Source organism: Thermoleptolyngbya sp. C42_A2020_037 (assembly GCF_015272455.1).
In the GTDB taxonomy this organism is placed as follows: domain Bacteria; phylum Cyanobacteriota; class Cyanobacteriia; order Elainellales; family Elainellaceae; genus Thermoleptolyngbya.
Genome location: NZ_JACYLP010000056.1, coordinates 222,862 through 239,802, shown reverse-complemented (window position 1 = coordinate 239,802; position 16,941 = coordinate 222,862). Strand labels below are relative to the sequence as shown.

13 protein-coding genes are annotated in these 16,941 nt (G+C 56.4%); 8 read left to right on the top strand and 5 right to left on the bottom strand.

Going from position 1 to position 16,941, the window contains the following annotated elements:
* Window positions 1-16: 16 nt before the first annotated feature.
* Both IGS16_RS20705 and IGS16_RS20700 read left to right on the top strand, forming a co-directional pair.
* The gene (locus IGS16_RS20705) at window positions 17-1,939 is read left to right on the top strand and encodes a serine/threonine-protein kinase (protein WP_297088736.1); all 1,923 of its coding nucleotides are present in this window, start codon (window positions 17-19) and stop codon (window positions 1,937-1,939) included.
* Between the two features lie 405 nt (window positions 1,940-2,344).
* A complete protein-coding gene (locus IGS16_RS20700; RefSeq protein ID WP_297088734.1) occupies window positions 2,345-2,710 on the top strand; it encodes a phospholipid-binding protein in 366 nt (121 codons plus the stop codon).
* Between the two features lie 99 nt (window positions 2,711-2,809).
* On the opposite strand, the gene IGS16_RS20695 is transcribed toward IGS16_RS20700, so the two are convergent.
* Window positions 2,810-4,966: a PAS domain S-box protein gene (locus tag IGS16_RS20695; protein WP_297088733.1), complete on the bottom strand. Its 2,157-nt coding sequence runs from the start codon at window positions 4,964-4,966 to the stop codon at window positions 2,810-2,812.
* A 456-nt stretch (window positions 4,967-5,422) separates the two neighbouring features.
* Here IGS16_RS20695 and IGS16_RS20690 point away from each other — a divergent pair, with 456 nt between their 5' ends.
* Both IGS16_RS20690 and IGS16_RS20685 read left to right on the top strand, forming a co-directional pair.
* Window positions 5,423-6,295, top strand: a complete 873-nt coding sequence (locus IGS16_RS20690; RefSeq protein ID WP_297088731.1) for an alpha/beta hydrolase — start codon at window positions 5,423-5,425, stop codon at window positions 6,293-6,295.
* A 160-nt stretch (window positions 6,296-6,455) separates the two neighbouring features.
* Entirely contained in the window at window positions 6,456-6,794 is a 339-nt protein-coding gene (locus IGS16_RS20685) for a P-II family nitrogen regulator (protein ID WP_068515513.1), read from the top strand.
* A 39-nt stretch (window positions 6,795-6,833) separates the two neighbouring features.
* Here the strand turns inward: IGS16_RS20685 and rdgB are convergent, their stop codons facing one another.
* Entirely contained in the window at window positions 6,834-7,415 is a 582-nt protein-coding gene (gene rdgB, locus IGS16_RS20680; RefSeq protein ID WP_297088729.1) for an RdgB/HAM1 family non-canonical purine NTP pyrophosphatase, read from the bottom strand.
* Between the two features lie 211 nt (window positions 7,416-7,626).
* Between rdgB and IGS16_RS20675 the strand changes: the two genes are divergently transcribed.
* Window positions 7,627-7,929 (top strand): hypothetical protein, encoded by a 303-nt coding sequence (locus tag IGS16_RS20675; RefSeq protein WP_297088726.1) that lies wholly within the window; start codon window positions 7,627-7,629, stop codon window positions 7,927-7,929.
* 80 nt (window positions 7,930-8,009) lie between these two features.
* Window positions 8,010-8,390, top strand: a complete 381-nt coding sequence (locus IGS16_RS20670) for a phage holin family protein (RefSeq protein ID WP_068515517.1) — start codon at window positions 8,010-8,012, stop codon at window positions 8,388-8,390.
* On the opposite strand, the gene miaB is transcribed toward IGS16_RS20670, so the two are convergent.
* Window positions 8,387-9,742, bottom strand: a complete 1,356-nt coding sequence (gene miaB, locus IGS16_RS20665) for a tRNA (N6-isopentenyl adenosine(37)-C2)-methylthiotransferase MiaB (RefSeq protein WP_297088722.1) — start codon at window positions 9,740-9,742, stop codon at window positions 8,387-8,389. The two genes, IGS16_RS20670 and miaB, sit on opposite strands and share 4 nt — an antisense overlap.
* Before the next feature lie 874 nt (window positions 9,743-10,616).
* Here miaB and IGS16_RS20660 point away from each other — a divergent pair.
* Both IGS16_RS20660 and IGS16_RS20655 read left to right on the top strand, forming a co-directional pair.
* A complete protein-coding gene (locus tag IGS16_RS20660) occupies window positions 10,617-11,684 on the top strand; it encodes a hypothetical protein (RefSeq protein WP_297088720.1) in 1,068 nt (355 codons plus the stop codon).
* 499 nt (window positions 11,685-12,183) lie between these two features.
* A complete protein-coding gene (locus tag IGS16_RS20655; RefSeq protein WP_297088718.1) occupies window positions 12,184-14,136 on the top strand; it encodes a serine/threonine-protein kinase in 1,953 nt (650 codons plus the stop codon).
* Window positions 14,137-14,221: 85 nt separating this feature from the next.
* Here the strand turns inward: IGS16_RS20655 and IGS16_RS20650 are convergent, their stop codons facing one another.
* Window positions 14,222-15,184, bottom strand: a complete 963-nt coding sequence (locus IGS16_RS20650) for an ADP-ribosylglycohydrolase family protein (protein ID WP_297088716.1) — start codon at window positions 15,182-15,184, stop codon at window positions 14,222-14,224.
* 10 nt (window positions 15,185-15,194) lie between these two features.
* Window positions 15,195-16,586 (bottom strand): chromosomal replication initiator protein DnaA, encoded by a 1,392-nt coding sequence (gene dnaA, locus IGS16_RS20645; RefSeq protein ID WP_297088714.1) that lies wholly within the window; start codon window positions 16,584-16,586, stop codon window positions 15,195-15,197.
* Between the last annotated feature and the right edge of the window lie 355 nt (window positions 16,587-16,941).

The following is a 16,941-nucleotide window of genomic DNA, read 5'->3' as shown; positions in this document are numbered from 1 at the left end:
AAGCGGTATTGCCCCCATGTATTGCCTCAACCCCCGCTGTCCCAAGCCTGCCAATCCCCAGAGCCATCGCTTTTGTCAGACCTGTGGGGCGCGGCTGCTGCTGGGCGATCGCTATCGGGCCTATCAACCCTTGGGCAATGGCGAATCAAGCCGCACCTTTTTGGGGCTAGATACCCACAAAATTACCGACAACCGCTGCATTATCAAGCGCTTTCAAAACCAAACTGGCGAAGAACGATTTCGACAAGAAACGGCGCGACTCGACGAACTCAGCAGCCATCCGCAAATTCCCGACCTCTACGCCTACTTTGAGCGCGAAGATGTCCAATTTCTGGTGCAGGAATTTGTCGAAGGGCGCAGCCTGTTTCAGGAAATGACCCAGGACGGCAGCTTCGACGAATCCCAAATTCGCGCCCTGCTGGCTGAGATCTTGCCCCTCCTGCAATTTCTCCACGACCACCAGATTATCCATCGAGACATCAAGCCCACAAACCTAATTCGCAAAGGGCAGCCCCCCAGCGGCGGGCAGCAGGCAGAACTCGATGTCACCAGTTGGGCACTAACAGACGCACCAGAACTAACTGGCTGGCTGCAACCCTCCAAAATCCAAAATCCAAAATCCAAAATCCAAAATCCAAAATCTCTCGTCTTGGTCGATTTTGGCGCAGCCAAACGCCTCACCCAATCCGCCCTGGCCCGTCCGGGAACCCTCATGGGCAGCGCCGAGTATGCTGCGCCAGAGCAGCTGATGGGCCAGGCAACCTACGCCAGCGATTTATACAGCTTGGGCGTAACCTGCATTCAGCTTTTGACAGGGCTAAGTCCGTTTGAGCTATTTGACAGCGTCCGGGGGCTGTGGCACTGGCGGTCGGTGGCGGGCAGCATCAGCGACACCCTGGCACAGGTTTTGGACAAAATGCTGGCCACGAGCCTGGGCGATCGCTTTTCGTCTGCCGCTGCGGTGATGGACGTGCTTGGCATTCGGAATCAGGAATCGACGATCGGCAGTCCGGGAACCAGGGTCAGCCTGAAACCCGAACCCGAAAGCCACTGGCGCTGTGTGGGGACGCTGGAGGTGGGGGCGGGGGTGAATGCGATCGCCCCCCTCCCTGGTCGAGATCTGCTGTTTAGCGGCGGCAATGACGGGCGGCTGGTGGTGTGGGACTGCGATCGCGGCGAGGCGCTATGGATGTTTGAGGAGCCAGGGGTGGTCGTGACGACGGTGGCGGTGAGTCCCCTAGGCAACACGCTGGCCAGCGGCGGCTTTGACCGCACCATCAAGCTTTGGGACTGGCAGGCCGGCACGCGGACGCGGACGCTGGTGGGCCATACAGACGTGGTGACGGCGATCGCCTTTGCCCCCGACGGTACCCTCTACAGCGCCAGCCGCGACAAAACGATTCGCCAATGGCTGCCCCACACTGGCGAGGCGATCGCCACCTTTACCAGCCACAAAGCAGCGGTAGAGGCGATCGCCCTCCACCCGCAGCAGCCGATTCTGGTCAGCGGTGGCGCAGAAGGCGCGGTAAAAATTTGGCATACTGGCACGCGAGAACTGCTGCGAACCCTATCGGGGCACGGGGCCCAAGTGAGTGCGATCGCCCTACCCCCAGAGTCGGCTACGGCGCAAAGCAGCACCGTCCTCAGCGGCAGTTGGGACATGTCGCTTAAGCTGCGAAACCTACACGCGGGCGGGCTGCGCTACAACCTGACCAGCCATCTATTGCCGATTACGGCCCTCTCTTGCAACCCATCCGCCCGCCTGCTGTCTACCGCCAGCCACGACACTACTGTTAAAATCTGGAGTCTAGAAACAGGGGCGCTGCAAGCGACTCTCACAGGGCACACGGCTGCGGTGGAGAGCGTCGCATTTCTGTCCGAGAAGCGTCTCGCCAGCGCTGGACGAGACGGCACAATCAGGCTCTGGCAGATATCCTAAGCAAGTTTCAACCACTGAGTAGAAAGACTCACTTGGCTCGCCCAGTAGCCGCGTGTTTCCGAGTCAATAAACGATGAATTTTTCAGGAAGCTGGCTGAATCGGCTAAAACCCTGATGTACCAGGCATCTTGGATTGTTATATTTGAGGGAATCAAGGGGTTTTACCCCTCAGCGCTGACCGTATTTTCCAGGCTGCTTAATCTATGCTTTGTATTTTTTGAAGCCAGCCTAAGTGTTTACACGTAAAAGGTTGGCTAACTGGCGGATTCTCAGTAGTTACACCTGCTTAAGCTTTATGTTAGGCTTCACATAATTTCAGATTAAGTGAATCTATCGAGAAGATTCAGCAGAGATGTAGCTAGCCCCCCATTCGCTAGCTGAAAATCATAAAAAGGATGTGCATTTATGATTTCAGGAGCTTTGTCATTCGTTGAATCTACAGAAATGAACACCCAGTCATCTGCCAAAGAAGCGACTCATTCTCTCTTCAAAACGATTCCGCCAGAACGGGTTGGAATCGATGGTGAGTACGACTATAACGGACTTGCAAATCGCGTCATGCAGGCATTAGAACAGCAATTTAGCTACGAGGACTTGCAGCATCTAAAGGTGTACCAACGAGGGACAGTAGTGATGCTTTCAGGCAAGCTCTCCAGTCAACAGTTGCTTCAGCAAATTCGCTGCATTTCTCTTAGTATGTCTGGTGCAACGGATGTTGAAACGCACGGCGTGAGCATTGTGCCCCAGTCTGTCTCTAGAGGTGCTGCTTAGGGCAGCTTCGTCAAAGGCTCACCCTGATTTCCTGATTTACGATTTTTTAGAGTTTTTAAGAGGCGCAGGCTCTGTCGGTAGAAGCTTTAGCTCACAACTTTAGCTCCAGAATTGATCCAGATCAAAGCCCGAAATTTCTTCTTGAATCTCCTGAAAATAGTTGCTGCGGGTAATCATTTCTACTTCTGTAGCACGACGACTTTGATCGATTTCGATCTGGAGTTCTTCTAGGTGGCGGCGAATCTCTTCTTCCCAGCGCTTTCGCTCGGTAATATCCTGCACAATGCCTTCGTAATAAAGGATGTTTCCTTTTGGATCTCGTACGGCTCTAGTACTTTCCTCCACCCAAATCATCGTCCCATCTTTTTGATAGCTCTGGTAAGTAAACGCTTCAATCCGGTCGGTGATTTCTAGCGCTGTTTTGAAGGCCTGGCGACGCTCTGGATGGACATAGATTTGGGTCGAAATGTCTTTTACTGAATTCACCATATCTTCGGGCGAATCGTACCCATAGAGGCGGGCCATGGCTGGGTTGACGTTAATATATCGCCCATCGGTCGTGGACTGAAAAATACCCTCGACGGCGTTTTCATAAATGCTGCGATATTTTTCTTCAGCAATGCGAAGCGATTCTTCTACTCGTTTACGAGCAGTGATATCGCGCACCATAATCAGCACTTCATCTTGTCCCAAGACGGCAATGCGGACTTCTTCATCCTGCCGCTTGCCATTGACCTCGATTTGCTGTTCGTAGACCTGAAGCCGCCCGGTCGTAAGGGCCTGCTGAATATACTTGAGGCGAGTTTCGGCGATCGCCCTCGGCAGCGAATCCGTTACGTTGGAACCGGGCACAAACTGCTCATTGCCGTAGACTTGCAGCAGGCGATCGCCCCCCACAATGTCGATGTAGGTTCCATCCCCGCTGACCCGCATTAGCAAATCGGGAATCGCCGTGACGATGGCGCGGTTGGTGGCTTCGCTCTGGCGCAGCGCCTCGAAGGAATCCTTGAGCTGGTGGCTCATGCGGGTAAACGTGTTAGCCAGGGTTTGAATTTCAGTAATCGAGCCGATGGGTTCAACGGGCTGTCCCCAGTTACCCTCGGCAATACCCGCTGTGGCCTGGGTGACGCGCAGGATCGGACCGGTGATCCAGCGGGCCGTAAGGATGCTGCCCAGGATCGATGCCCCCAGCGCCCCCAGACAGAGCAGCCCTGTGTTGCGTGTGCTGGCATCGATCTGCGCCATAAAGTCTGACTCTGGCACGACAACGACAATCAGCCAGTCTAGCCCGTAGCCGTCGCGAAACGGCACCACTTCAAGAAACTGGCGTTGCCCATTGAGCGAAAAATCTAGCCGCTGGGGCTGGGCGATCGCGCTGGCATCAAACCCGCCAAACCGCTGCGTCAGGTAAGCTGCTGTTTCGCGCACCAGCCGATCCTTACTTGCAGTGGCGGGCAACAGCTTGGCATCCTGCCCTTCGCCCAGCATCAGCGGCTCGTCGATGGAGTTGGAAATCAGGTTGCCGCTGCGATCCATGATGAAAGCCTGCCCCGTTTTGCCGATCTGGAGATTCCGCAAAAACATGCGAAACTCTTCTGGCAGCACCACATCCGTCGCGCAAACGCCGATCAGCTTGCGCCCCGCTTTGTCATATACAGGCTGGCTGGCGGTGACGTTGGGCAATCCGGTCGTAAATGCAATGTAGATATCTGTCCAGGTGGGCCGCTCTGCTAGCACTGCGGCCTTGTACCACGGGCGCTGACGCGAGTCGAAGGGCCGGTCGAGCTGGCGCAGGCGGTAGGTGCGCTCGCCTCGCACGTCCAGGCTGTAATATTCCCGCAAAAACTGGTTGGAGGCATTGCCATAGGACAATTGTAGGGAGCCATCCTGGGGCGATCGCAGCACGCCAAAAAACTCCCCCGCCTGGGCGCTACCGCAATAGACAAACGCTACCGTCGGCGCAATTTTCATCTGCTGATAAAACTGGCTCTCGCCCCGCGACGCATTTTCAATATCCAGATCGCCCAGGGAAAAAGCGCTGGCATTCAGTCGATTGATTTCGTGGGGTACTGCAAAATAGCCCTGTAGCTCTCGCTCGATGCGGGCGGTCAGTTCTTGCCGGAGTTGGTTTGCCAGATCATTTACCGCCTTTTGCCCATTGCGAAACGAAAGGTAGCCTACTAGCCCCACGACTCCAATAATTTGGGCAACCGAAGCCAAAATCAGTAGGTTTCTGAGTGGCAAACTCTTGGGCATTGAACGGATGAGGATAAATCTGGAGGGGCAGAAGGATGGCTCTATGGCGCTGACATGAAGGCGGTAGAGGAGTTTTGGGTTTTGGGTTTCGGATTTTAGGGCTGGGGGTGAGATATCCCCTGGTAGGGGGTTTCGCCTATCATAACCCTCGGACAAGAGAATTAAAGCAAGTGTTGCGGGGCTGGCATGATGAAGATGGAGGTTAACGGCAGGGCTGCTGGCGAGCCGCTTCGGGGGCTTGTTTCAGGGTCTGCTGTAGGGAAGTGAGCAGGCGAATCCAAAAGGGTCACAAACTCTCTTGAGTGCCCATTCGATAGCTCATCGCGTAACGATGGCGCAACGACTCAACAATATCCAGCAGTAATAATTCAACGTTGGGCGTTGAAATTTAGACTTTGAACCCAGACAGAAACAACAAGACGACGGATGCAATCCAGCACTGACCTCAAGTTGAGCATGAAAGACCGAATCACTGAGCCGGAGGCCATCGCCCTGCTGGAACAAATGCGACGAGAGCCGATCGTCACGTCGCTCTGTTCAGAGGCGATCGCCACCAACCTAGTGCAACTGGGAACTGGCGATCCGCCGATTTTGCTGCTGCACGGATTTGATAGTTCCTTGCTGGAGTTTCGGCGGCTGATGCCGCTGCTGGCAGCCTATTTCAACACCTGGGCGATTGACCTGTGGGGATTTGGGTTTACCGAGCGGCGACCCGACCTAGACATTCATACAACAGCACTCCGCACACACTTGCACTATGCCTGGAAAACCCTAATTGGGCAACCTGTGGTGCTGGTGGGGGTGTCGATGGGTGGTGCGGCGGCGATCGACTTTGCGCTGCGCTATCCCGATGCAGTGCGGCGGCTGGTGCTGATCGACAGCGCGGGCTATCGCAGCGGCCCCGCCTTTGCCAAACTGCTGCCAATGGCGATCGCCCGACAGGGAGCGCGGTTTTTGGCTCGTCCTACGGTGCGCCAAGACGTGACGCGGCGGGCATTTTACAATTCTCAACTGGCCACCGACAGCGCCTACGCCTGCGGGGCATTGCACCTGGCAGAACCCCACTGGGAAACAGCCCTGGCCCAGTTCACTCGCAGCGGCGGCTACGGTTCATTTCGTTCTCAACTGTCCACGCTCCGTCCGCCCACGCTAATCCTCTGGGGCGACACAGACCGCATCTTGGGAACTCGCGACGCGCTTAGGCTAGCCCACAGGATTCCCCAAAGTCAACTGATCTGGATTTCCCAATGCGGACATCTGCCCCACCTCGAAAAGCCGCAGGAGGTCGCCACTGCAATCTGCCAGTTTTGCCAACCCAACGCCCAATGACAGACCTCCGTCTTTGGAGACTCGCGCACTGCTCACCCCAAAGCCTTAAACTAATCATGAAAACGACGTATCACCAGCTACAAAATGCTCCCCTAAGCGGTGATAGAACGAATCTGCTGGTGTGCGGACTGAATTTAAACTTTCAGGAGTGATCGATTAAATGAAAAAAGTAGAAGCGATTATTCGGCCCTTTAAGCTGGATGAAGTCAAAATTGCCCTGGTCAATGCGGGCATCGTGGGGATGACCGTTTCCGAAGTGCGTGGCTTTGGGCGGCAAAAAGGGCAAACCGAGCGCTACCGGGGATCGGAATACACGGTAGAGTTTTTACAAAAGCTAAAAATTGAGATTGTGGTGGAAGACGAGCAGGTAGACATGGTGGTGGAAAAGGTGATTGCCGCCGCCCGCACCGGAGAAATCGGCGACGGCAAGATTTTCATCACCCCGGTAGACAAGATTATCCGAATCCGCACGGGCGAGGCTAACCAGGAAGCGATTTAATCTCGCTGCCTGTTCTGCTGTCCATTTTGCATTTCCTGTCTATCTTTCGTCAGCGAGGCGCTCTAGCTCTGGCAGCAGCGCCGCAAACGCAAGCCCCCGGTGACTGATGCGATGCTTCAGGTCTGGGGGCATTTCTGCATAGGTCATGCTGTATTCCGGCACGTAGAAGATCGGATCATAGCCGAAGCCGCCTGCGCCTGCGGGGGAGGTGGCAATTTCGCCGGGGCAGATGCCCTCGGTCTGAAACGCAATGGAACCATCGGGACGGGCGATCGCCACTGCACAGACAAACTGGGCCCGCCGATCGGTCTTTCCCTCCATTTCCCGCAGCAGCCGCGCAATCCGATCTGCATCACTCTTGCCATATCGCGCTGAATATAACCCCGGCGCACCGCCCAGCGCGTCCACCTGGAGTCCGCTGTCATCGGCGATCGCCCACTCTCCCGTTGCCGCTGCCACCTGCGAGGCCTTCAGCGCCGCATTCTCCAGAAATGTGTTACCGGTTTCTTCAATCTCTAGCGTCGCAGGCTTCAGTTTCAGTTCCCACGGCGTTTCTGCCAGATAGGCCGACATTTCCTGCACCTTGCCCGGATTGCCCGTCGCCACAATTAAGCAATGCATGGCCATCAACCTCCCACCCTCTGGATTTTTCCAGCGACTTGCTCGCATTTACTTTGTTAAGTCTAGGCAAATCTGGTATGGTATGCGGTGGGTTCACTGAGACTGAACTGCAACCATTGCGGGTCGCAGCTTTTGGCCTGTTGACCTTGCTGTGAGAACCCGTTCTGGGGTTTTGTTTAATTTGCACTCTCTATTTAATAAGCGTTGGGTTATGCGGGCAGGTCGCGTTTTTTCTCTCTGCTTGATTAGCTTTTTGATTGGGGGCATTCTCGGCGGTATCTTAGGAGCGCTGGGGGGCGGCGTGACGGGCGGCTTTGTGGGCGTGGCTTCTGGCGCTTGCACGGCGGCCAAAGTGGCGATGGATCAAGGACTGATTACTGAAGACCAGGCCAACCAAATCATTGGCACCACCGCAGACAGTTTTTTGGCGCAGGGTCGGCTGGATCGGCGCGTCACGGAAGCTATGAAGGGCGGCGTGCAGGGCTGTTTGCAGCAGTCCAACCAGGGACAGTAAAAACTCGAAAAAATTAAAGTTTCAAAAAGATTCAGACCATAAAACTCTTTAGCAACTTTTTAGCAAATTACTTCAAAACTATGGAAGGCTGGATTATCGGACTGCTCATTTTTGCCTTGGTGACGGCAGTGAGCCTGGTGATTATTTCTAACTTGCCCCTTGGCATTGATATCGACAGTTTCCCAAAGGCGTTCCTCTCTGGGTTGGTAATTGGCGCACTCAATTCGCTGGTGTTGCCGCTGCTGAGTTCGCTGAGGCTGCTGAACCTGCTAACGCTGGGGCTGTTTGGTCTGATTGCAACCGCAATTGTGTTTGGGCTGGCGGCCTTTTTGGTGCCTGGGTTTCGGCTGCGCTGGGGTTTTGTTAGTGCGCTGCTGGGGGCGATCGCCCTCAGTTTTATCAACAGCTTCCTGTTCTGGCTGCTGGGCAGACTCGGCATCTATACCCAGCTAGCAGGCTAGCATTCAGCGGCGACGAGGGCGCGACCTGTCAGGCTAAAGGCACGAACTTCGGTGATTTCGACCGGAACGACCCGTCCGCGTAGCTCCTCTAGGTTGCCCTCAAAGTAGGTAAGGCGGTTGCCGCGAGTGCGCCCCATGACCTGGGTTGGGTCTTTGGGGTTTTGGTCTTCCACCAGCACCGCTTCGACGCGACCCAGATACCGCTGCGATCGCTCGGCTGCTTTAGCGGCAACGAGATGATTCAACCGCTGGAGGCGATCGCGCTTGACCTCTTCCGAAAGCTGATGGTTCCAGTTGGCTGCGGGCGTGCCCGGACGCGGTGAGTAGGCGGCCGTGTTAAGTTGGTCAAACCCGATATCGCTCACCAGCTTCAGCGTATTTTCAAACTGCGCCTCCGTCTCACCCGGAAAGCCCACAATTGCGTCAGCGCTAATCGACGCATCGGGCATGTAGCGACGAATCGTGTCGATAATGCGGCGGTACTTTTCCTGGGTATAGCCGCGAGACATGGCCTTCAGCACGTCGTTGTCTCCCGACTGAAAGGGAATGTGGAAATGCTCGCAGACCTTGGGCAATTCGGCACAGGCGCGAATCAGCCGCTCTGTGAAATATCGCGGATGGCTAGTGGCAAACCGGATGCGCTCAATTCCCGGCACATCGTGAATGAAATAGAGCAAGTCGGTGAGCGTGTGCAAGTGGCGGCCGTCTGGCGTGGCTCCGGGCAGGTCGCGCCCATAGGCATCGATATTTTGCCCCAACAGTGTTATTTCTTTGTAGCCCTGCCGCCCTAGCTCCTCAACTTCAGCCCGAATCGCTTCCGGCGTGCGCGACTGCTCCACCCCCCGCACATTGGGCACCACACAATAGGTGCAGCGCTCGTTGCAGCCATAAATCACGTTGACCCAGGCGGTCACGGTGCTGTCGCGGCGCGGCTGGGTAATGTCTTCCATAATGTGGACAGGTTCCGTCGCCACCACCTGACTGCCCTGAAACACCCGCTCCAGCAGGTCTTGCAGACGATTGGCGTGCTGCGGCCCCATCACCAAGTCTAACTCTGGTACGCGCCGCAGCAGGGCTTCTCCTTCTTGCTGAGCCACACAGCCCGCCACAATCAGCGTCAGGTCAGGCTGCTCGTGCTTGCGCTTGGCCTGCCGCCCCAGGTAGGAATAGACCTTCTGCTCAGCATTGTCACGAATGGTGCAGGTGTTATAGAGAATCACGTCGGCGGCTTCGGGATCATCTGACCAGGTAAACCCCATGTCTTGCAGGATGCCAGCCATCCGCTCAGAATCTGCCTTATTCATCTGGCAGCCGAAGGTGGTGATGTGAAAACGGCGAGGGGAGGCGGTCATAAGTGAAGATAAGCTTGCGGGTGGGTCAGGATTGATAAGGCATTAATCATTATAGGTGGGGACTGGATGGGTGGGGCCGTATTGGTTTCGAGGCATTGGCTCCGAGGCATTGGTACTAACCTTGCAGAGCCATATTGCTCAGTACGACACAGCACACACCCCCTCGTCATTCCAATCCTTGATTCAAAATTTACGGAATTTCCGCAAATTAATCGTCGTAACTTCACGTAGAAACCACACAGGTTCCGTGTCCTTGGTTACAATACCTTTATTCTTCGAGAGATTTGGCAAGTTGTTTGACGCTCTTGCATAGGCTACAGGCGCGTAGGTTGGATATTCAGGCTCATCTTGTGTTCCCTCCAACACTTTTCCCTGTTGCCTCGGTTCCCAATTCTTTAAAGCTAGCGATTTGGTTCTCGGTTAGAGGTTTGGTTCTTGGTTGAGAGCCTAATTTTCGTTTTATAACGAGTTATAACGAGCCGGTTTGCCAATTTTTCCCAAAGGCAGTACTCTACGTAGATACTGAATCGAGCCTTCGGTAAATTTACGTAACATCTGCTGAAATCATTGCGATCGCGCTTGTAGCCAGCGCTCGTAATCAGCGTTTCTCATTCACTGGGTGCATCTGTCGCAAGTCGTTGAGCATGAGCCGAGCATAGGCTCAAGTCGCTAGGCAACTGATAGTCAGAGTTTGAAGAGGTTCAGGATTTAGCCCTAACGCGCTGAACGCTAATCAGCTCAACACCAATTGCGTAATCTTAGATTTTCGACGCTGTAAGGTCAGAACCACTAAGGCTTCTGGCAGCGCAGTTTCTTTTGTAAGCTGTTTCTCCCGTAGAAAAAGCATTCTGGTAAATTTCAGTTAAGTCTAGCCATGTTTGCATCTCCCTCTTCCGCTGCATCATCTGTAGTGGCGCATCGGCCATTTGCAATCTGCCAGCAGCCCAGTTTAGACCCGATTAAGTCGTTCATCCTTGCGCTGGGCGGGTTCTGTCTGTCTATGGCGATCGCCCCGACGTCCAGTGCCGCTACATTCACTGAAGTCGGGGATGCGGGGCAAACCCTTGGCACGGCCCAGCTTGCCAACACTCGCGTTGCGGGAACCCAGCTCACCGCTATCTTGGGTACCCTGGGCGGCAACGCAGACCTGTTTGGCATTCAAATCAAGAACAGCGCTGGGCAGTTTATGGCCAGCACAGGCAACCTTGGCAAAACCCTGTTTGAAGACACGCAGCTTTTCCTGTTCGACTCAGAAGGTAGAGCTTTATTTGCCAACGACAACACGCCAGACGATGACCCCGGTCGCGCTAATCCGGGCACCAAGCGCTCTACACTTCGACTACCGAGGAATACAATTCCCGACGGACTCTATTTTCTGGCAATTTCTGGCTACAACTACGACCCAGTTGATTCTGCGGGCAACCTGCTGTTTTCCGATACCAGAGCCGACCGCAACAAGCTGGTGAGTGCGCTCAATCCCGGCAGCAGGCTAGGGGGCTGGGTCGGCAGACCCGGCTATAGTGGCCCCATTTTGGACTATCAAATTGATCTAGTCGGCGCAGAATTTACCTCTCTGGTATCGCCAGTTCCTCCGCCGACACCAACCCCAACTCCGACACCCACACCGACCCCAACCCCAACCCCGACACCCCCGCCAACGCCGACTCCAACCCCAACCCCAACTCCGACGCCCCCGCCCACGCCGACACCCCCGCCCACGCCGACTCCAACCCCAACCCCAACTCCGACACCCCCGCCCACGCCGACTCCGACTCCACCCCCAACTCCGACACCCCCGCCCACGCCGACTCCAACCCCAACCCCAACCCCGACACCCACGCCAACCCCGACCCCAGAACCCGTGCCCGAACCCTCAGCCGTTTTAGGGCTATTGGCGGTTTTGGGCGTTGGATATCGCCTGCAAAAAGGGCGATCGCGCTAGGAGACATTCCAGCCCAATACTGACCAGAGGGCTGGGGCTGAAAGGTGTGCTGGTGGGCGATCGCCCGACTTTCAGACGGGTTTATCCGAACCAGACATGCGAACTTGTGTATAACTAATAGATAGGTGCATCTGAGATATCCCGGATAAGTCAGTCCCCGTCAGGTACTCGACTTGTTTCGGGTGAGCCATTGGCTAGTCTTCACGGTAGTTTTCTTTCCTAGTCGTTTTCATTCCCTCAGTGTGGGTCTGGCATTCTGTGGCGTGCCCGAATCGCTGGTCAGAGGCTCGTCAAAAGGTCAAGCGTTTGACAAGTTGATCAAGCCAAGTTGCTCTAGGCTTGAAATCGCGACGGGTTTAGGCTGCGCTCATTCAGTTTAGGCTGCGCCCCGTTAGGAGAATGCCAGTCCCAGCTAATTGGAGTATCTGTTCGGAGTACCTGTCGTTGGGAGTAGCGATTTTGTGCTGCTGCCCCGTTTATGTAACCTGACCCCTGCTGAATGAGCCGTTCGACTCCGCTTCTCAATTCGGATAAGCCCCTGGGTGGACGCTATCGTGTGCTGCGGCAACTGGGCACGGGCGGTTTCGGGCGCACCTATCTAGCAGAAGACCTGCACCTGCCAGGACATCCTCGCTGTGCGCTGAAGCACCTCAAGCCCCAGATCAACAGCGACGATACGCTATCGATGGCTCGACGCTGTTTTGAGACGGAAGCCCAAGTGTTGTATCGGCTGGGCGATCATGACCAGATTCCCCGGCTACTGGCCCACTTCGAGGAAGACCGTGAGTTTTACCTGGCGCAAGAGTTTATTGAAGGAGAGTCTATTGCCCGCGAATTGGTAGAGGGCCAGGTCTGGTCTGAGGGACGGGCGATCGCCCTGCTCAAGGACGTGCTGCAAGTGCTGTCATTTGTCCACGGGCAGCAGGTAATTCACCGTGACCTCAAGCCCTCGAACCTGATTCGGCGGCGGGCCGACCAGCGGATTGTGCTGATCGACTTTGGCGCAGTGAAGCAGGTCAGCGCCCAGGCCGCAGAAGCCGGAAGCACCAACCTCACGATTTCCATTGGCACTCAGGGCTACATGCCCAACGAGCAAATTGCAGGCAAACCCCGCTTTAGCAGCGACATCTACGCAGTTGGGGTGCTGGGCGTGCAGGCGGTGACAGGAGTGCATCCGCGACGGCTGGGGGAAGACACACGGGGAGAACTGGAGTGGCAGCATCTTGCGCCCCAGGTCAGTCCGGTCTTCAAAGAGGTGCTGGAGTGTATGGTGCGGTATGACTTTCGCGATCGCTACAGCACAGCCGACGAAGCGCTGGCGGCCCTGGAAACCATCCCAGTCGAGGCGGAAATCCCCATGCCGCTAGAGTTTGTGCCCTCAGCATCACCTGCTCGAATGGCAGATACACCCACAGCATTGACAGAATCCCTGGTTTATCCCAATAGCGCGGGCAGTGGCGCGTCGGGAGCGGTCGTGACCCCAATGGAACTGCTAGAGGCGACGCAGGACGATATCGGCACGCAGATTCATCCACCGTTGTCGCTGGATGAAACCATGATCAAGCCACAGGCTGATCCGACGCGAGTGACTCGCGGTGAGTTGGTGGAGTCATCTGCCGAGGCAGTTGATCATACAAACGTCCTGACCGATGTCGTTCCTCGACGAGACGACTCCGGGGCCGTTCCTGTGCCTCCGTCCACACCCAGTTCTTCCTGGCAGATGCTGCGGTGGACTCCGCTGGTGCTGCTGTCGGCGGTGGTGGCGATCGCCACGGCTACGTCGCTTTCGTCCTGGCTGGTGGTGCGCTGGTTAGAAAATCGTCCAGCCCCCCCTGTCAGCAGTCCCAGCAATTCTCCCAGCCCTAGCCCGGTGGTCTCCCTTACGCCGACAGAACAGGCCGCAGCGCTGCTCACCCAGGCCCAGCAAAAAGCGCAGGACGGTCGCTCGGATGAGGCGCTGCTGCTGTATAACGAGGCGATCGCCCTAGATCCCAAGCTGGTCGAAGCCTACGTGGGGCTATGTCAGGCACTCAATGCCTTGCAGCGCCCCGAAGAAGCAATGGTGTCCTGCAACGATGCCCTGGCCTATCGTCCAAACGACCCTGACGCGCAACTGGGCAACGGGGACGCGCTGCTGCTACAAAACCGCACCTATGAAGCACTTCAGGTGTATGAGTCTATTTCTAAACAGCATCCCGAAAACGCGAATAGCTGGGTCAAGCAAGGCGTGGCGCTGCAAAAGCTGGGTCGGTCTTCGGAAGCGCTGGTGGCGCTGGACAAAGGTATTGCCCTGTTTCGCAATTCGCCCGAAGCCTGGAGGACGCGGGGTGCTGCACTGGTGACGCTACGCCGCTATAGCGATGCCGTCATCGCGCTTGACAAAGCCCTCCAGCTTGACCCCAATGACGCTACCGCAAAGGCACTCCGTCAGCGGGCCGCCCAAGCTCGGTAAATGCCCTCTCTCTTCGTTCTTCTGTCTTCGTTCTTCTCTCTTCCCCTTCTTCTACCACCAAGGCTCGGCAACCGCCCTGCTGACCTCAGCGGGGGCGGAGTTTGCCAGCAGGCGCAACGACCCAGGCCGGATGCGGCGGCTGGCCGTCTGGAAGTGCAGGCACATAGATGCCGGCCCAGGCAGCGAAAAGCATAGCAGACAGGGAATCTATCGCTGATTCTGGAATCTCCCACAGGGCTGCAATACTGTCAGCCTGATGTGCCTGCACACGCCACGTTGCGGGCAGTCCGCTGCTGCCATTTCTGGCTCCGCAGAGTGCCCCTGTCAGCGCAGAGGTTAGCGGTGAAAGCCTGAGTTTTGCAGCCCGTCGCACGGCGATTGCAGGATGGTCGGGTGTAGACAAAAAGCAGTAAAGCGCCAGACAGAGCGGCAAATAGTCTGCTGGCGTTTTGGCAAACAGGGTGCGACGGGCGATCGCCATTGAGTCTTGCTGAACCGCGATATGCACCCGCTGGAGCGCAGTCGTCAGTTCCGGCGCAATGGACATCAGATCTTGAGCGGCGATCGCCCGTTCAATTAATCCAGCGGGCGGTTGGTCAGCGTGCATCGCCTGCGACACTAGCTCCCCCACGGCCAGCGCCACCGACTGCGACGACACAGGCGCATCCAGCCGCTGCAAGTGCGATCGCAACTGGGCAGGATGGTCATGGGTGTAGAGCGCGAGGGGCAGCGTGGCGATCGCCAGCGCGGCAGGATTAACCCGAATTGCCGACGGCAGCGCCACCGACTGCTGGGGTCGATGAATCAACCCTTCGCCCAGGCTTAGCACAGATTTCCCCAGCCCTGCCGCTAGATCAGGTGGCGAGTCATGCGGCGCGGGCGAACCAAAGCCCCAGCGCTCAACCTGCCGCCAGTCCGGCTGTCCCTGCGCCTGTGCGTTTGCCCCTAGCACCTGGCCCAGGGCCGCCCCCAGCAGCGCTCCTCGATACTGATTCAGCAGGCGATCGCCCATGCGCGTCTTTTCCCCCACCGCTCCCACAACCCTCATCGCATTTGGGCTATCGGGCAGACCTCTTGGACGATCCCGACAACCCAATGCGATCGCTCAACTGGCGCAGCGTCCGCGACAATTCCACATCAGTTTCCTTGAGCTGAGCAATTTTTTCACAGCTATAGAGGACGGTCGTATGATCCTTGCCGCCAAACACCTCGCCAATCTTGGGCAGGCTGAGGTCGGTGTGCTGCCGCATCAGGAACATGCCCACCTGACGCGCAATGCTGATTTCGCGGCGACGGGAACTACCCTTCAGGTCTTCGATGGGCACGTCAAAGGTTTCCGCCACAGCCATCATCACCGCTTCTGGAGACGCCTCGATCTGGTCATTAGACGGGTTCAACACGGGCGCGATGGTTTCCACGGTCATCGGCAAGCCCGAAATCGACACATAGGCCACCGCCCGAATCAGCGCTCCCTCCAGTTCGCGAATGTTGGACGTGTAGCTGGAGGCGATGTACTCAATTACCTCGCGGGGCAGGCGCATATTTTCGTATTCCGCCTTCTTTTGCAAAATGGCCATGCGCGTTTCCAGATCTGGCGGCTGAATATCAGAAATTAGCCCCATCGAGAAGCGAGAGCAAAGTCGCTCTTGCAAACGGGGAATCTGACTGGGGGGGCGATCGCTCGCCAGCACCACCTGTTTGCCCGCTTCATACAGTGTGTTGAACGTGTGGAAAAACTCTTCCTGCGTGTATTCCTTTCCCTCAATAAACTGGATATCGTCGATCAGCAGCACATCCACCAGGCGATATTGCTCTCGAAAGCTCTGCATATTGTCCTTTCGGATCGCCGTAATCAGGTCGTTGGTGAACTGCTCCGTAGACACATAAAACACCCGCGAGGCGGGGTCGATTTCCTGGCGATAGTGCCCGATCGCCTGCATCAGGTGCGATTTGCCCAACCCCACCCCGCCGCAGAGAAACAGCGGGTTAAACTCGCGCCCTGGCGACTCGGCCACCGCCAGCGAGGCCGCGTGGGCCATGCGATTGTTTGACCCCACCACAAATCGAGAGAAGACGTAGCGCGGGTTCAGGTCTGAGGGCTTGGGACGCTGCTTAGGCGTGGTCGATGGCTCGGTCAGCGCTTCGGTCGGCATGGGCCACAGCATGTCTCCCGGATCAACCATGCCTTCTCCGTCTTCTCCGTGGCGCACGGTAATCTGAATCTCGACCGAATGCCCCAGCAGTTCTTCAACGACCTCGTGAATGATTTTTAAGTAATGCTTTTGCAGCCAGTTGCGGGCAAAGGGGTTGGGCGTACAGATGACGAGGGTATTCTCGTCCAATTGCTCTGCGGTGGCAGACTTGATCCAGGTTTCAAACGTGGGGCGGCTCAGCTTCAGCTGGAGCTGCTCCAATACTTCTGTCCAAAAGGTTTCTAGCACGACTTCCACGTTTGCTCTTCTCCCAGGTGAATTGCCCAAAATGCAGCGACCCCACCCTGACGGTTGCAGACTGACACATTGCAGCCTGAGATGTTGCAGGTCTAGACGATTCCAGACTGAACAACACCCAGCGCTCCCTCAGCAGTTCGGACTTGGCAGATGGCGGCTAGCGAGGTATCAGGTCTCTGGATTTCTATAGGAGCTCTCAGGCTCTCTCTAGGGCGACAGCCCCAGGCAGGGCGACAGCCCCCAGAACAGCCCCCAGAACAGCCCCAGAGACAGCAGCACTGGCCGCAGGCAGTTTGCCCAAAGCCAGCCCCTCTTTTTTACCAGCTTAACTAGACTACTAGATGTGCCGTGAGAT

Coding starts and splice junctions, on each gene's coding strand:
- IGS16_RS20705 (WP_297088736.1), top strand. CDS start 17: ATGTATTGCCTCAACCCCCGCTGTCCCAAGCCTGCCAATCCCCAGAGC.
- IGS16_RS20700 (WP_297088734.1), top strand. CDS start 2,345: ATGATTTCAGGAGCTTTGTCATTCGTTGAATCTACAGAAATGAACACC.
- IGS16_RS20695 (WP_297088733.1), bottom strand. CDS start 4,966: ATGCCCAAGAGTTTGCCACTCAGAAACCTACTGATTTTGGCTTCGGTT.
- IGS16_RS20690 (WP_297088731.1), top strand. CDS start 5,423: ATGAAAGACCGAATCACTGAGCCGGAGGCCATCGCCCTGCTGGAACAA.
- IGS16_RS20685 (WP_068515513.1), top strand. CDS start 6,456: ATGAAAAAAGTAGAAGCGATTATTCGGCCCTTTAAGCTGGATGAAGTC.
- rdgB (WP_297088729.1), bottom strand. CDS start 7,415: ATGCATTGCTTAATTGTGGCGACGGGCAATCCGGGCAAGGTGCAGGAA.
- IGS16_RS20675 (WP_297088726.1), top strand. CDS start 7,627: ATGCGGGCAGGTCGCGTTTTTTCTCTCTGCTTGATTAGCTTTTTGATT.
- IGS16_RS20670 (WP_068515517.1), top strand. CDS start 8,010: ATGGAAGGCTGGATTATCGGACTGCTCATTTTTGCCTTGGTGACGGCA.
- miaB (WP_297088722.1), bottom strand. CDS start 9,742: ATGACCGCCTCCCCTCGCCGTTTTCACATCACCACCTTCGGCTGCCAG.
- IGS16_RS20660 (WP_297088720.1), top strand. CDS start 10,617: ATGTTTGCATCTCCCTCTTCCGCTGCATCATCTGTAGTGGCGCATCGG.
- IGS16_RS20655 (WP_297088718.1), top strand. CDS start 12,184: ATGAGCCGTTCGACTCCGCTTCTCAATTCGGATAAGCCCCTGGGTGGA.
- IGS16_RS20650 (WP_297088716.1), bottom strand. CDS start 15,184: ATGAGGGTTGTGGGAGCGGTGGGGGAAAAGACGCGCATGGGCGATCGC.